The sequence below is a fragment of the Rhodococcus sp. IEGM 1409 genome (genome assembly GCF_030056735.1).
Lineage (GTDB): Bacteria > Actinomycetota > Actinomycetes > Mycobacteriales > Mycobacteriaceae > Rhodococcus_F.
Genome location: NZ_JASHKN010000012.1, coordinates 128,137 through 142,759, shown reverse-complemented (window position 1 = coordinate 142,759; position 14,623 = coordinate 128,137). Strand labels below are relative to the sequence as shown.

Sequence of the window (14,623 nt, the reverse complement as noted above, 5' to 3'; positions counted from 1 at the left end):
TCGGTGGGACTCGCTCAGGCAGGGACTGCGGCGAGTTCCTTGCCCAGTGCGCGAAGCTGATCGGTAGCGCTGCCGAGCAGGAACTCGTGATGCTTGGCGGCGAGGAAGTAGCGGTGAACCGGGTGGTCCTCGTCCAGACCCACACCGCCGTGAACGTGAACAGCGGTGTGCCCGACGCGGTGTCCCGCATCCGCGGCCCAGAACTTGGCCGTCTGTACGGCCCCGTCGGACGGAAGTCCTTCGCTCAGACGCCACGCGGCAGCCCACAGCGTCAGACGGACGCCCTTGACGTCGATGTATCCGTCGGCGAGGCGCTGGGCCACAGCCTGGAAACTACCGATCGGACGACCGAACTGCACACGCTCGGTGGCGTATTCGGCGGTCAGCTTCAGCGCTTGATCGAGCACCCCGTACTGGTAGGCGCTCGAACCGAGCTGGATTCGCTCGACGATCCACGCTGCGATGTCGGATCCCTGGGCAACCGAGCCGAGAACACGATCGGCCGGGATCTGCACCGAATCGAACTCGACGAGACCCGCACTCGAGAAATCGGTGGTCGACTGCCTCGTGACGCTCACGCCCGCGTCCGACGGTTCGACGAGGAAGACCGCGACACCGTCCTCGGTGATCGCGGGGACCAGGAAAAGATCTGCGAGCGGCGCACTGTCGACGGTGATCTTGGCTCCGTCGATTCGCCAACCGTCAGCCGTCTTCTCCGCACGCGTGATCGGGTGGGCCGGGTCGTCGTTGTATTCCTCGGCGAGGGCCGCGGTGAGTATCTTCTCGCCGGCGGCGGCAGCGCTTGCCCATTCGTCTCGCTGCTTGTCCGAGCCGAATTCCGCTATCGCTGAGGCTGATCCGACGATGGACGTCAAAAACGGAACGGCTGCGACGCCGCGTCCGAGTTCGGCGAGGATGCTGCATTGTTCGAGGACACCGAATCCGTCGCCGCCCACCGATTCCGGAAGTGCCGCGCCGAGAACGCCGGCTGAAGCCAGAGCATTCCACAAAGTGGCGTCGAAACGGTCTTCGACGGCGTCGAGCTCACGAAGGCGATCGTTGGTCACCAGTTCGGTGACGACGGATCGTGTCAGGCCGGACAGGTCCTGCTGGGCCTCGGTAAGGGTGAATTCCATGATCGTGGGTCCTTATCGCTTCGATGCGGGAAGCCGCAGAGCTGTCATTCCGATGATGTCGCGTTGCACTTCGTTGGTACCGCCACCGAACGTCAGGATCAGCGAAGAACGATGCATACGTTCGATGCGACCGCGCAGAAGAGCGCCGGGGGAGTTCTGCCTGATCGTGGCGGAAGATCCGAGGATCTCCATCAGCAAGCGGTAAGCCTCGGTGGCGAATTCGGTACCGAACACCTTGTTCGCCGACGCCGCCTCAGGTCCCGGAGCATGATCGGTTGCCGAGGCAATTTCCCAGTTCATCAACTTCAGGTACTCGGCCTTGGCGTGCACACGCGCCAGATTGATCTGCACCCATTCCTGGTCGATCATGCGTCGGCCGTCGGGCAGTTTGGTGTTCTGTGCCCACTCGCGGACTTCGCGCTGCGCGGTGAGAATCGGTCCGGCCGAGGTGAGCGCAACACGCTCGTGGTTGAGCTGATTGGTGATCAGTGCCCAGCCGCCGTGTTCCTGGCCGACTATCGACGACGCCGGGACGCGTACGTCCTGGTAGTAGGTGGCGCTGGTGTCGGGACCGGCCATGGTGTGAACCGGGGTGTAGGAGAAGCCTTCTGCCGTGGTGGGGACGATCAGCATGCTGATTCCCTTGTGCTTCTTGGCTTCCGGATCGGTTCGGCACGCCAACCACACGTAGTCGGCGTACTGGATCAGGCTGGTCCACATCTTCTGCCCGTTGATGACGTAATCGTCGCCGTCGCGGACCGCCGATGTGCGCAGCGAAGCCAGGTCGGTACCGGCCTCGGGCTCGGAGTACCCGATCGCGAAGTGCAGCTCACCGCGGGAGATCTTGGGCAGGAAGAAGGCCTTCTGCTCGTCCGTACCGAAATGCATGATTGTCGGCGCTACGGAATTGATCGTCAGGAACGGCACGGGCGCCCCGGCGATGGCTGCTTCGTCGGTGAAGATCAGCTGGTCCATCGCGGAGCGTTCCTGCCCGCCGTACTCTTTCGGCCAACCGAGGGTGAGCCAGCCGTCCTGGCCCATCTGCGCGACGACTTCGCGGTACACATTGCCTTCGCCGTACTCACCCGTCGTGGCGGCGAGTGCTTCACGCCGTTCGGGAGTCATCAGTTGTGCGAAGTAGGCACGCAACTCCTCCTGGAGCTGTTGCTGCTCAGGGGTGTAGGTGATGTGCATGGTTGCCTCTCCATAGAGATACGAATCAAAGCGCCAACTATTCGATTGACACAGGTTCTATCGATGCGTACATCGGCGACGTGGGGCGCCTTCGCTGTGTCCAGCGGATCGTTCGACGTCCGTTCTCGGTACTTTTTCGAATCATTGCACACGACTGAAACAGGTTCTAGTGTTATCGCCAGGAACGGTGTGCGGCACAGCCCTGCGGCACTCGTTTCGTATCCGTGTTCGTGCCAGGAGTTGTGAGTAGAGAAGAGGAATCGCCATGGAGGTCAGGGTTGATCTGGACCGTTGCGAGGCAAACGGTGTGTGCGTCGGGATCGCCCCCGATATTTTCGACCTCGACGACAACGAGGAGCTCGTGATCAGTTCCGTACGTCCGCCGGAGGATCGTTGGGAAGATGTCCGTTCCGCGATCGCCCAGTGCCCGCGTGCGGCGCTGACCGAACATCCGTGACGATGGTTGCCCAAAACAAGAACACGTTCTAAAGTTGCGAACTCGTGGGTCACGGCAATCGAGCCGGGTAACTCGACACACGACCGCAGAGAACCGGGAGAGCGCTTCGATGAATGCTGTGAACAGCCCAGAAACCAGTCTCGAAGGCAAGGTCGCCATCGTGACCGGTGCCGGATCGGGGCTCGGAAAGTTCGAGGCCATCGGTCTGGCGAAGGCCGGTGCGTCGTTGGTCGTCAACGATCTGGCCCCGAACGAGGCCGTCGAAGCAACGCTCGAGGAGATCCGCGGCCTCGGCGCCAAGGTCGAATTCGTGGCAGGCAACGTCGGTGAGCGTTCTACTGCAGACGCACTGATGGAAGCAGCGCAGGGGCAGTTCGGCAGTGTCGACATCGTCGTCAACAATGCCGGCGTCGTGCGTGACCGGATGCTGTTCAACATGTCCGACGAAGACTGGGATCTGGTACTCGAGGTTCACCTTCGAGGCCATTTCCTCCTGTGCCGCAATGCCGCTGCTTACTGGCGGGCGAAATCCAAGGAAGCCGGTGCGCCGGTGTACGGGCGCATCGTCAACACCTCTTCGGAGGCGGGCCTCCTCGGACCGGAAGGGCAACCCAATTACGGCGCTGCAAAAGCCGGAATCACGGCGCTGACGCTGTCAGCCGCACGTGGGCTCTCACGTTACGGCGTTCGTGCCAACGCGATCTGCCCGCGGGCGCGGACGTCGATGACCGAAGGCGTGTTCGGTGACGCGCCGACCGACGGTATCGATCCGCTCTCACCCGAGCATGTGGCGTCGCTCGTCTCGTACCTGGCGTCACCGGCGGCCGACGCCGTCAACGGTCAGGTTTTCGTGGTGTACGGCCCGATGGTTGCGCTCATGGCGGCGCCCGTAGTCGAGCAGAGGTTCGACGCAGACGGAGATTCCTGGTCGCCGGAAGCGCTGTCCGCGGTGATGGGTGACTACTTCGCGGACCGTGACCCGGCAAAGATGTTCTCGGCATCGACGGCCCTGAGGGCGCTGGGCTGATCAGCGCTCGCGACACGTAGAAGCGTTGTTCACACATAAACGGGTCTACCTGCCCACTTCTTGATAGAAATAGCGTGTTCACGAGTCGGTGCGCGCGGTGCTGGGCCTGCGTTCTGCAATGAGACCAACGGTCTCGAAAAAACTGGACTGTGTTCCAATTTTGCATTCCCATGAACGGTGCGATATTGCACCGACCTGCCGGTCGAGGCATGTCTCGAAAGCTGAATCTCGGTCCCGGAGCTGAGAAGTGTCGATCAGTCAAAAGTATTAATTTCCAGGATATTTCGGCGAAAATTCCACCGCAAAGGGATGCTTTCCCCATTCCAGATCTTCGGGTTTCGGTTTGGCGCCGCGAGGCTACTTCTTAGAGTTGGACACTTGTTTTTGACAGGTGAACACGTTCTAGTTAATATGACCTGAGTCACAAGCTGTCGGGGGCTGGACTATGAGAACAGACAGTACTGCGGCAACCAAGGACGAGGAGGGCGAATGGTAGACCTCGTCGAGGTGCCATTACGAGCGGTCGGTGGCTTCTTTCAGATGTCCGCCCAAACCTTGCGGGCAGTCTTCTCCCGCCCCTTCCAGCGTCAAGAGTTCATCGATCAGGCCTGGTTCGTGGCCCGAGTCTCGATGGTGCCGACGGTGCTGGTCGCAATCCCGTTCACGGTGCTGGTCAGCTTCACCATCAACATTCTTTTGCGCGAGATCGGTGCAGCCGACCTCAGTGGTGCCGGAGCTGCCCTCGGTACCGTCACACAGGTCGGCCCCATCGTCACCGTGCTGATCGTCGCCGGCGCCGGCGCAACCGCCATCTGCGCGGACCTCTCGGCCCGAACCATTCGCGAAGAGATCGACGCCATGAAGGTGCTCGGTATCAATCCGATCCACCGGTTGGTCGTTCCCCGGGTGCTCGCGTCGACGGGAGTGGCGCTGCTCCTCAACGGACTTGTCTGCACCATCGGCATCCTCGGCGGTTTCGTCTTCTCCGTGTTCATCCAGGACGTGAACCCCGGCGCCTTCGTCAACGGCATCACGCTGCTCACCGGATTCGGTGAGCTCATGCTCTCCATGGTCAAAGCAGGACTGTTCGGCATGATCGCCGGCCTGGTTGCGTCCTACCTCGGGCTCAACGTCAAGGGCGGCGCCAAGAGCGTCGGTGACGCGGTCAACCAGACCGTCGTGTTCGCATTCATGGCGCTCTTCGTCGTCAACGTGCTCATCACGACCATCGGTATCAAGTTGACGGCCGGATGAGGCACACGGCAGTCGGAGAGACCGAAGTGGACAGAACGACAAACGACGGACGGGAGGAGATCTGATGGCGTTGGCCGCAGCGGGACGCTTCCCGCGCACACGTCGACAGATCGGATCGATCTCTCGCGGTATCGACAGCATCGGTGATCAAGCGCTGTTCTTCGCGAAGGCTCTCGGTCACGCTCCCAAAGCGCTGATGCGCTATCCGCGTGAAACTCTGCGACTGATCGCCGAGATCAGCATGGGTACAGGCGCGCTCGCCGTCATCGGTGGCACCGTCGTGATCGTCGGCTTCCTGACACTGTTCACCGGTGGAACCATCGCCGTTCAGGGCTACAGCTCGCTGGGCAACATCGGTGTGGAAGCGCTGACGGGCTTCTTCGCCGCCTTCATCAACGTTCGCATCGCAGCGCCGGTCATCGCCGGAATCGGCCTCGCCGCGACCATCGGCGCCGGCTCCACCGCGCAGCTCGGGGCTATGCGCGTCTCGGAAGAGATCGACGCCCTGGAGACGATGGCGATCCCGTCGATTCCGTATCTGGTCAGCACCCGCGTCATGGCCGGCATGATCGCGATCATCCCGCTGTACTCGCTGGCGGTGATCGCGTCGTTCGTCGCCAGCCGCTTTGCGACGGTGTTCCTCTACAACCAGTCCGGCGGCGTGTACGACCACTACTTCACGACCTTCCTGATACCCACGGACATACTGTGGTCGTTCGCCCAGGCGATAGTCATGGCGCTCGCCGTCATGCTCATCCACACCTACTACGGCTTCAACGCAACCGGTGGCCCGGTGGGCGTCGGCGTCGCGGTGGGTAACGCAGTGCGCGCCTCGTTGATCGCGGTCGTCACGGTCACGCTGCTCATCTCACTCGCCATCTACGGCGGGTCCGGCAACTTCAACCTGTCGGGATAGGCGGGCAAGCGATGACCGTACCCAGATGGCACAAGAAGTTGGCCGCAGCCGGCCTGGTCCTCGGACTCGTGGCGATCGTTGCCGTCGCCCTGACCATGTTCTCGGGTGGGTTCACCAAGAGCACGCCCATCACCGTGACGTCCACGCGTGCCGGGCTGGTCATGGAACCGAATGCGAAGGTGAAGCTGCGCGGAGTGCAGGTCGGCCGCGTCGAATCGATCTCACTCGTCGGCGACCAGGCAAACCTGAAGTTGGCGATGGATCCGGGCCAGATGTCGAAGATTCCGTCGAACGCCCGGGTGGAAATCAAGACCACCACGGTGTTCGGTGCGAAGTACGTCAACATCGTGATTCCCGACGATCCCTCGACCCAGCCGATCCAAGAGGGCGCCGTCATCGCTTCGGACAGCGTCACCGTCGAGTTCAACAGTGTCTTCGAACATCTTTCGGACGTACTCGCGAAGATCGAACCGGAAAAGCTCAACGCCACACTCGGCGCGATCTCCACCGCACTCAACGGGCGCGGCGAGTCGCTGGGCGAGGTTCTCGAGCTCGGTGACACCTACCTGAAGAAGATGAACCCGGTTCTGCCGCAGCTCCAGGAAGACTTGGTCGGCGCCGCCGATGTCACCAACCTGTACGCCGACGTGGCACCGGATCTGATGCGCATCCTCGACAACGCCACCGCGACAAGCGGATCGATCGTGGCCGAGCAGGCGAACCTCGACCTGCTGCTGCTCAACGTCACCGGCCTCGCGAACACCGGCAACGCCTTGTTGACCGACAACGAGCAGAACCTCACCACCGCCCTCGACACTCTGACCGCGACGACGACCCTCCTCGACAAGTACTCGTCGGGTCTGACGTGCTTCATCGTCGGCTTGAACGACGGCCGGATCAAGTTCGAGCCACTGGCCGGCACTGGCGACAAAGCGGCGCTCATGCTCAGCGCGAGCTTCATGTACGGCGCCGAGGCGTACCAGAACCCGCAATCTCTCCCCAAGGTCGCGGCCTCCGGCGGACCCAATTGTTATGGTCTGCCCGAATTCGATCCGAAGGTCGACGGGCATGCCCCGTTCGCAGTCACCAACACCGGCAACGTGCCTTTCGTTCCCAACACCGAACTGCGCGTCACCGTGCCGACCATTTTCCAGTACCTCTTCGGTGACTCCTACGAGCAGGAAGACGGGAAGTGATGAGACCGACCACGGTCAAGCTGCTGATTTTCACCGTCGTCATGGCGGTCATCTTCGCCGGACTGGCGATCGTTTTCAGTCAGGTGCGCTTCAGCAGCAGCAACGGATTTCACGCCACCTTCTCGGACGTCTCGGGACTCAAGTCCGGCGACAAGGTACGTATCGCCGGTGTTCCGGTCGGGTCGGTGACCGGAGTGTCCATCGGTGACTCCAACCAGGCCGAGGTCGAGTTCGACGTCGACACCCAGTACTCGCTGATGAAGAGCACCAAAGCGACTGTGCGCTACGAGAATTTGGTGGGCGATCGCTACATGGAACTGCTCGAGGGCGCCGGTTCCACCGAGACGCTGCCGTCGGGCGGATCCATTCCGGTCGACCAGACCTCACCCGCTCTCGATCTGGACCTGCTGCTCGGGGGGTTCAAGCCCCTGCTTCGCTCACTCGACCCTCAGCAGGTCAACGACCTCTCCGGGGCCTTGCTCCAGGTACTCCAAGGCCAGGGCGGAACATTGGTTTCACTTCTGGGAAACACCAGTTCGTTCACCAATACGCTGGCGGACCGAGATCAGCTGATCGGGGACGTCATCACCAACCTCAACGACGTACTCGGCACGATCAACGACAAGGGCGATCAGTTCTCCACCACGATCGATCAGCTCCAGCAGTTGGTCAGTGGATTGGCGAAGGACAGTGGCCCGATCGGTAACTCGATCACCGAGATCGCCGGTGCTACCGGAGATCTCGCGTCGCTGCTGCAGGCGACACGTCCGGACATCCAGACCCTGATCGGAGAGACCAACCGAACGATGACGCAGCTGGACCTTGGCAAGGACGACATCAACACCGCTCTCGGTCGTCTGCCGTCCGACTACCGGAAGCTTATCCGAGTGGGCACGTACGGAGCGTTCTTCCAGTTCTATCTGTGCGCCAACACCTTCAAGTTCTCCGGACCTGACGGAACGACGATCATCTTGCCCACGGCAGTGCAAGACACGGGAAGGTGCGCAAAAGTCTCATGACCCCTACCCGTGAACGTAATCCTGTGCAGATCGGTGTCATCGGTCTCGTCCTGGCGGTGGCAACCGTCGGTGCCACACTTCAATACGATCAACTCCAGTTCATCAACGGCGGCATTCGCTACTCGGCGTACTTCCAAGATGCCGGCGGCCTGGTCGCCGGCGACAACGTGACCATGGCCGGCGTGAATGTCGGCAAGGTCAGCGACGTCGAACTCGACGACCAGAAGGTGCTGGTCACTTTCACCGTTCAGGACGGTGTCGCCCTGGGCGAGCAGACAGCTGCCGACATCAAGACCAACACGGTTCTCGGCCGAAAGTCGTTGGCGGTACGGCCGGAAGGATCCGGACTGTTGCGTACGGATACGCCGATTCCGATCGAACGCACCAACTCCCCGTACTCGCTCAACGACGCGCTCGGCGACCTCGGGACCACGGTGTCCGAACTCGACACGGAACAGATCAACGATTCGCTCAACGCGATCTCGGACACGCTGGCCGATACTCCGCCGGAACTTCGCACCGCATTGGACGGAATGACGAGGCTCTCGCAGAGCATCAACTCGCGCGACGAAAGCCTGCTCCAATTGCTCTCGCGGGCCGAAGATGTCACCAAGATCCTCTCCGACAGAAGCGGTCAGATCGATTCGTTGCTGGTCGACGGCAACAAGCTGTTTGCCGAACTGAGCCTGCGGCGTGACGCGATCAGCGAACTGATCGTCAACACCGGAGCAGTCTCACGCCAACTGTCAGCGCTGGTGCAGGAAAACGAAGCCCAGATGGGGCCGACTCTCGAGAAACTGAATTCCGTCGCCGAGGTTCTTCAGCAGAACAAGGACAACATCGCCGGGGCGCTCGACGGCCTCGGACCGTACATCACCGCGCTCGGTGAGACCGTGGCCAGCGGCCCGTTCTTCGACGCCTTCATCATCAACATTCTGCCGAGTAACTGGTGGAAGACCCTGGTGGACACCAGCGTCGCGCCCGAGCAGGTCCCGGGCGACCTGGAAGACTTCTTCCCCGGCCTTCCACCGACGATCAGGGGGCCGGGAGAATGACCGAGACAATCGACTCACAGGGCTCCACCAACTCACGCAAGAAGTGGGTGCTGATCGGCGCGGGTGTGCTGGTCGCGCTGCTCGTGGCCGGAGCGGCATACCTCTTCATTCCAGGCCTGGGCAAGACCAAGATCTCCGCGCACTTCGTCTCGACCACCGGTCTCTACGAGGGTGACGTCGTGCGAGTGCTCGGTGTCAATGTCGGCAAGGTGACCAAGATCGAACCGCGTGATCGGGACACCTACGTCGAGATGAAGATCGACTCGGGCGTGGACGTTCCGGCAGATGCCAAGGCGCTCATCGTTGCTCAAAGCCTGGTGTCCGCACGCTTCGTGCAATTGACCCCGGTGTATTCCGGCGGGGAGCAGATGCCCAACGGCGGCGAGATCCCGATCGAGCGCACCGCCGTACCGGTGGAGTGGGACGAGATCAAGACCGAGCTCACCAAACTGTCCGACGCACTCGGGCCGGAAGGTCTGGACGATCAGGGCTCTCTCGGACGATTCATCGACACCGTGGGAACGAATCTCGACGGCAACGGCGAGTCCATTCGGTCGACGCTGCGCGAACTCTCGGCCACGATGCACACGCTGTCCGAAGGCCGGACCGATCTGTTCTCCACCATTCGGAACCTGCAGGCGTTCGTCACTGCATTGTCCTCGAGCAACGAGCAGATCGTGCAGTTCAGTGGTCACCTTGCTTCGGTGACAAGCGTTCTCGCGAGCAGCTCCGACGAGTTGGGTACCGCACTCAGCGATCTCGACCTGGCGGTGGGCGACGTTCAGCGGTTCGTCAAGGACAACAGCGAGGGACTGAGTGAATCGGTTGCGCGTCTGGCCGATGCCACCCAGGTACTAACGGACAAGCGCCCCGAGATCGAGCAGGTTCTGCACTCCGGGCCGACCTCGCTGGCCAACTTCTACCAGATCTACAAGCCGGCGCAGGGCAGCATGACCGGCGCAATTGCACTGAGTAACTTCAAGAATCCGATCCAGTGGATCTGTGGTTCCATCGAAGGCATCGACAGTGGTAACTCCCAGAACAGTGCCGATCTGTGCAAGCAGTACCTCGGACCGGTGCTCAGCACGATGATCGGCAACTACCCCGGATTCCTGTTCAACCCGGTCGCGGGCGTGCAGGCTTTCCCGGATCAGATCGTCTACACCGAACCGGGATTGCAAGCGGCAAGTCAGAATCAGCCGGAAACCGTCGCAGGGCCGATGTCAGGTGCTCCCATGACGAGTGTTCCCAAGGACCTCGCCGAACTCTTCAACATGGGCGGAGGGAACTGATGCGGGTAGCTCGCAAGACCACGGTTGCCGTGTTGGCCACAGCAGTGGCTCTCGGCGCCAGCGGTTGTGAATGGAACGGCCTCAACTCGGTGCCGATGCCGGGCACTCAGGGGCGGGGCGAAGGCGCATACGAGGTCCAGATCGAGATGCCGAACGTGACTACGCTGTCGCAGAATTCGCCTGTCCGGGTGGATGACGTCGCAGTGGGAAGCGTCTCGAACATCGAGGTTCAGGGCTGGCACGCTCTGGTGACGGTGTCGCTGAACCCCGAGGTTCAGTTGCCGGCCAACGCGACTGCAAAAATCGGTCAGACCAGCTTGCTCGGCTCTCAGCACATCGAGTTGGCGCCGCCGGTAGGGGAGGAGCCCGAGGGCCGACTCGAAGCCGGTGACCTGATTCCGATCGAGCGGGCGGGCGCTTACCCGACGACGGAACAGACGCTGTCCTCGCTGTCGGTGGTGCTCAACGGCGGCGGTCTCGCTCAGGTCCAGGACATCACGAAGGAACTCAACGCCGCTCTCGGTGGGCGCGAAGATTCCGTTCGCGACCTCCTGCCTCAGCTCGATCAGCTGGTCGGCAGCCTGGACAAGCAACGAGGCGACATCGTTTCGGCGATGGAGGGACTCGATCGACTGTCCTCGACGGTCCAGGCCCAACACGACACCCTCAACAAAGCGCTCGAAGGTATCCCGCCGGCACTCGAGGTTCTTGTCGCTCAGCGTCAGGACATCACCAACGCGTTGACCTCCCTCGGTGGTCTCAGCGAGGTTGCGAGCCGCGTCATCCAGGAGAGCGGCGACGATTTCGCGACCAACGTTCGCGCGCTGTCACCGACCCTGAAAGCGTTGGCGGATTCCGGTAACGCCCTCACCCAGGTTCTCGGAGTCCTCTTGACATTCCCGTTCCCACAGAACGGAATCGACAACGTCATCCGCGGTGACTACGCCAACCTGGCGATGACCATTGACATCTCGCTGCCCCGACTCGACGCGAACTTCCTCACCGGAACTCCGTTGGCCGGAACGCTCTCCGGACCGGAAGGCGTGTTGGGTAAGCAGGCTGGGCTAGCCGGACAGACCGGCAACCCGTTGAGCGATCCGCTCAAGCCTGCCGCACCGCCGGCTCAGGCTCCCGCCGGCCAGGCTCCCGCAGGACAGGCTCCGGCAGCGGATCCGAATACCATTCAGATTCCGGGACTTCCGCCGATCAACATTCCAGGACTTCCTCAGGGGGCACCGGCACCATGATGCTCACAAAGTTCGTCCGCATCCAGCTCACCATCTTCGCCGTCTTGACTGTCGTCGGATTGATCGTGATGGCCACTCAGTACGTACGTGTTCCCGCGATGGTCGGTATCGGCCGATACGACGTCACCGTCGAATTGCCCGCCACCGGTGGACTGTACAAGAACTCGAACGTCACCTACCGCGGTCAGACTATCGGCGTCGTGAACGCGGTGGAACTCTCGGAGACGGGAGTGAATGCGCGTCTGTCCCTCGAGAGTGGTGTCAAGGTGCCCTCGGACGTCGACGCAGCAGTCAAGAGTGTGTCGGCGATCGGCGAGCAGTTTGTCGATCTGATTCCGCACACCGACAGTTCCGGTGCGATCGTGGTGGACGGTCATCTCGCGAACGGATCGGTGATTCCCGAAGACCGAACCAGCATCCCGCAGGATGTCGGCGCGATGCTCGACCAGGCAGATATGTTGCTGCAGAGCATTTCCGACACCAAACTCAAGACCGTCATCGACGAATCCTTCAAGGCGTTCAACGGTGCCGGCCCGGATCTGCAGAAGCTGATCGACTCGGCTCGACTGTTCGTCGAGGAGGCTGACAACAATTCCGACGCGACCAAGACGCTGATCGAGCAGGCGGGTCCACTCCTGGACACTCAGGTGGTCAGCAGCGACGCTATCCGTTCCTGGACAAGCAATCTGGTGACGTTCACCGACCAGCTCCGAGCCAGCGACCCAGACCTGCGTGCGGTCATCCAGAAGGGGCCGGCCGCTGCGGCGGAGGCGAATACTCTTCTGCAAGACTTGCAGCCGACATTGCCGATTCTTCTGGCGAACCTGGTGTCCGTCGGACAGGTCGGCGTGATCTACAACAGCGCGATCGAACAGATTCTGGTCATCTACCCGCCGCTGGCCGCAGCGCTGGTCACGGTGGCCGGCTCCGGTCCGGCTGCGGACGGCGCGCTGGTGGACTTCCACATGGAGGTCAACGATCCGCCGCCGTGCACAACGGGATTCCTGCCCGGAGACCAGTGGCGCAGTCCGAAGGACGAATCACCGATCGAGACGCCGTCGGACCTGTTCTGCCAGGTTGCCCAGGATTCGCCGATCGCGGTGCGCGGCGCGAGAAACCTTCCCTGCGAGGAGTATCCGGGACGTCGTGCGCCGACGGTCGAACAGTGCCGTTCCGGCTACGTACCGATGGGCACCAATCCGCAATCCGGGCCTCCGGAACCGATAACGGCGACCCCGAGCTCGTACACGTCGACGCCTTCGGTCTCGGCTCGTCGGTACGATCCGATTACAGGCACGTACATCGGGCCGGACGGAAGGACGTACTCGCAACCGAACCTCGGTGGCGGCGACGTCAGTCTCGAACAGTTCATGAAGGGTCAGCAGGGTTGATGACAGACGAAGATCCACAGGCCGGGCAGCGGGTGCGCCGTCGCGCGTCTCGCAGCGCCGGACCCACGGGTGCGGATGCAGACGCTGCCGCGGTAGTAGTGCCCACCGAAAAGAAGCCAGCCGAACTGAAGCCAGCCGAACTGAAGCCAGCCGAACTTAAGCCGGCTGACCAGAAGCCAGCTGAACAGAAGTCGGCGGCACCAGTTGTTTTGGGCAAGCCCGATACTCCACCTGAGAAGGTCGTCAGCAGTGGCTCGGAAACCGCCACGACCGGTGAAACTTCCACCACACCTGCTCGTTCGAAGCCCAAGGCCGGGCTGGTCGTCGGGATCGCCGTTGCTTCGGTGATCGCCATTGCTCTCGCAGCCCTGACGGTGTTTCTCCTCGTCGATCGAAACAAGGCGTCCAGCGCCGACGAGGACCGAGCGCGCTACGTGGCCGGAGCACGGACCACCGCACTGAATCTGACGACGCTGCACGCGGATACAGCGGCCGCCGACCTCGACAAGTTCCTCGCCGGCACCACCGACGAGTTCAAGTCGCAGTTCGACGGACGTAAGGATTCGTTTGTCAACGTCCTCGGGCAGGCCGGGGTTCAGACCGACGGCGAGGTGCTCGAAGCCGGGTTCGAGAAGTCCGACGGCGATTGCGGGACTTCGCTGGTCGCGGTGCGAGCCATGCAGAAGAACGGCGACGAAGCGCCCGCCGAACGCAACTACCGACTCCGAATCACCATGTGCGACGTCGACGGGCAGTTGCTTGCCTCGAATGTGGAGTTTGTGCCATGACCTCAGCAGCAATCCCAGAGCCGGCCAAGGACGCGACCGAAGCTACAGACGTTTCGCCGAATTCCAAGCGCGTCTCACCGCTCGCCATCATTCTGTGCGTCATCAGTGCAGTGGCCATCGCGTTGGCGGCAGTGTCGGCGTATCTCTACTTCGGCCCGGATGGAACGCGTGACACCGCAGCGATCGATCAGACCAGAGACGAAGTGGCGCAGGCTTCCTCCGATCAAGCGGTAGCGATGTTCCAGTACGACTACAACAACGTCGACCAGCAGTTGCATGCGGCCACAGACGGTTTGACTGGCGATTTCCAGGGCACGTTCACCAACCTGATCGAATCGGTGATCATTCCCGGCGCCAAGGAAAAGTCGCTGACCGTTCAGGTCGTCGTGCAGGGCGCCGCGGTTCTCGACGCCGAGGCCGACAGCGCGACGACGATGCTCTTCCTCAATCAGATCACCACGTCTTCGGAGTCACCCGAGGCAGTCGCCAGTGGCAGTCGCGTCAAGATGAGTCTGGAGAAGCAGGACGGGCGTTGGCTCGTGAACAACGTCCAACCCTTCTGATCAGACACACGAAGGCTGGAGCCGGACATGAAACAGGCTGGAGCCGGGAGATTTAATCTCCTCGGCTCCAGCCTGTTTGCACTGGCCT

The 14,623-nt window shown here is 61.9% G+C and carries 14 protein-coding genes; 12 read left to right on the top strand and 2 right to left on the bottom strand.

Annotation, left to right across the window (positions count from 1 at the left end; genetic code table 11):
* Nucleotides 1-14 precede the first annotated feature (14 nt).
* Both QM716_RS25755 and QM716_RS25750 read right to left on the bottom strand, forming a co-directional pair.
* A complete protein-coding gene (locus tag QM716_RS25755) occupies nt 15-1,136 on the bottom strand; it encodes an acyl-CoA dehydrogenase family protein (protein ID WP_283307012.1) in 1,122 nt (373 codons plus the stop codon).
* A gap of 12 nt (nt 1,137-1,148) precedes the next feature.
* Complete coding sequence (locus tag QM716_RS25750; RefSeq protein ID WP_003945878.1) at nt 1,149-2,330, bottom strand: acyl-CoA dehydrogenase family protein; 1,182 nt, start codon at nt 2,328-2,330, stop codon at nt 1,149-1,151.
* Between the two features lie 265 nt (nt 2,331-2,595).
* On the opposite strand from QM716_RS25750, the gene QM716_RS25745 reads away from it, so the two are divergent.
* From QM716_RS25745 to QM716_RS25690, 12 genes are all read left to right on the top strand, one after another.
* Nucleotides 2,596-2,787 (top strand): ferredoxin, encoded by a 192-nt coding sequence (locus tag QM716_RS25745; protein ID WP_007734330.1) that lies wholly within the window; start codon nt 2,596-2,598, stop codon nt 2,785-2,787.
* A gap of 109 nt (nt 2,788-2,896) precedes the next feature.
* On the top strand, nt 2,897-3,814 hold the full coding sequence (locus tag QM716_RS25740) for a 3-oxoacyl-ACP reductase (RefSeq protein ID WP_283307011.1): 918 nt from the start codon (nt 2,897-2,899) through the stop codon (nt 3,812-3,814).
* Between the two features lie 489 nt (nt 3,815-4,303).
* Nucleotides 4,304-5,068 carry an MlaE family ABC transporter permease gene (locus tag QM716_RS25735; protein WP_283307009.1) on the top strand — a complete coding sequence of 255 codons (765 nt, stop codon included), beginning with the start codon at nt 4,304-4,306 and terminating at the stop codon, nt 5,066-5,068.
* Between the two features lie 64 nt (nt 5,069-5,132).
* Entirely contained in the window at nt 5,133-5,984 is an 852-nt protein-coding gene (locus tag QM716_RS25730) for an MlaE family ABC transporter permease (protein ID WP_283307006.1), read from the top strand.
* Between the two features lie 11 nt (nt 5,985-5,995).
* Nucleotides 5,996-7,180: an MCE family protein gene (locus QM716_RS25725; RefSeq protein WP_283307005.1), complete on the top strand. Its 1,185-nt coding sequence runs from the start codon at nt 5,996-5,998 to the stop codon at nt 7,178-7,180.
* A complete protein-coding gene (locus QM716_RS25720) occupies nt 7,180-8,199 on the top strand; it encodes an MCE family protein (protein WP_283307096.1) in 1,020 nt (339 codons plus the stop codon). The genes QM716_RS25725 and QM716_RS25720 overlap by 1 nt, the downstream gene beginning before the upstream one ends.
* Complete coding sequence (locus QM716_RS25715; RefSeq protein ID WP_283307003.1) at nt 8,196-9,254, top strand: MCE family protein; 1,059 nt, start codon at nt 8,196-8,198, stop codon at nt 9,252-9,254. The genes QM716_RS25720 and QM716_RS25715 overlap by 4 nt, the downstream gene beginning before the upstream one ends.
* Complete coding sequence (locus tag QM716_RS25710; protein WP_283307002.1) at nt 9,251-10,546, top strand: MCE family protein; 1,296 nt, start codon at nt 9,251-9,253, stop codon at nt 10,544-10,546. Before QM716_RS25715 ends, QM716_RS25710 begins: the two co-directional genes overlap by 4 nt.
* Nucleotides 10,546-11,793 (top strand): MCE family protein, encoded by a 1,248-nt coding sequence (locus QM716_RS25705; RefSeq protein WP_042920418.1) that lies wholly within the window; start codon nt 10,546-10,548, stop codon nt 11,791-11,793. The genes QM716_RS25710 and QM716_RS25705 overlap by 1 nt, the downstream gene beginning before the upstream one ends.
* On the top strand, nt 11,790-13,184 hold the full coding sequence (locus QM716_RS25700; protein ID WP_283307000.1) for an MCE family protein: 1,395 nt from the start codon (nt 11,790-11,792) through the stop codon (nt 13,182-13,184). Before QM716_RS25705 ends, QM716_RS25700 begins: the two co-directional genes overlap by 4 nt.
* Entirely contained in the window at nt 13,184-13,972 is a 789-nt protein-coding gene (locus QM716_RS25695; RefSeq protein ID WP_283306999.1) for an Rv1363c family protein, read from the top strand. The genes QM716_RS25700 and QM716_RS25695 overlap by 1 nt, the downstream gene beginning before the upstream one ends.
* Entirely contained in the window at nt 13,969-14,535 is a 567-nt protein-coding gene (locus QM716_RS25690; RefSeq protein ID WP_283306998.1) for a twin-arginine translocation pathway signal, read from the top strand. Before QM716_RS25695 ends, QM716_RS25690 begins: the two co-directional genes overlap by 4 nt.
* The last annotated feature ends 88 nt before the right edge of the window (nt 14,536-14,623 follow it).

What these genes read in the sequence shown, in the direction of transcription:
- QM716_RS25755 (WP_283307012.1), bottom strand. Translation starts at nt 1,136, where the DNA reads ATGGAATTCACCCTTACCGAGGCCCAGCAGGACCTGTCCGGCCTGACA.
- QM716_RS25750 (WP_003945878.1), bottom strand. Translation starts at nt 2,330, where the DNA reads ATGCACATCACCTACACCCCTGAGCAGCAACAGCTCCAGGAGGAGTTG.
- QM716_RS25745 (WP_007734330.1), top strand. Translation starts at nt 2,596, where the DNA reads ATGGAGGTCAGGGTTGATCTGGACCGTTGCGAGGCAAACGGTGTGTGC.
- QM716_RS25740 (WP_283307011.1), top strand. Translation starts at nt 2,897, where the DNA reads ATGAATGCTGTGAACAGCCCAGAAACCAGTCTCGAAGGCAAGGTCGCC.
- QM716_RS25735 (WP_283307009.1), top strand. Translation starts at nt 4,304, where the DNA reads ATGGTAGACCTCGTCGAGGTGCCATTACGAGCGGTCGGTGGCTTCTTT.
- QM716_RS25730 (WP_283307006.1), top strand. Translation starts at nt 5,133, where the DNA reads ATGGCGTTGGCCGCAGCGGGACGCTTCCCGCGCACACGTCGACAGATC.
- QM716_RS25725 (WP_283307005.1), top strand. Translation starts at nt 5,996, where the DNA reads ATGACCGTACCCAGATGGCACAAGAAGTTGGCCGCAGCCGGCCTGGTC.
- QM716_RS25720 (WP_283307096.1), top strand. Translation starts at nt 7,180, where the DNA reads ATGAGACCGACCACGGTCAAGCTGCTGATTTTCACCGTCGTCATGGCG.
- QM716_RS25715 (WP_283307003.1), top strand. Translation starts at nt 8,196, where the DNA reads ATGACCCCTACCCGTGAACGTAATCCTGTGCAGATCGGTGTCATCGGT.
- QM716_RS25710 (WP_283307002.1), top strand. Translation starts at nt 9,251, where the DNA reads ATGACCGAGACAATCGACTCACAGGGCTCCACCAACTCACGCAAGAAG.
- QM716_RS25705 (WP_042920418.1), top strand. Translation starts at nt 10,546, where the DNA reads ATGCGGGTAGCTCGCAAGACCACGGTTGCCGTGTTGGCCACAGCAGTG.
- QM716_RS25700 (WP_283307000.1), top strand. Translation starts at nt 11,790, where the DNA reads ATGATGCTCACAAAGTTCGTCCGCATCCAGCTCACCATCTTCGCCGTC.
- QM716_RS25695 (WP_283306999.1), top strand. Translation starts at nt 13,184, where the DNA reads ATGACAGACGAAGATCCACAGGCCGGGCAGCGGGTGCGCCGTCGCGCG.
- QM716_RS25690 (WP_283306998.1), top strand. Translation starts at nt 13,969, where the DNA reads ATGACCTCAGCAGCAATCCCAGAGCCGGCCAAGGACGCGACCGAAGCT.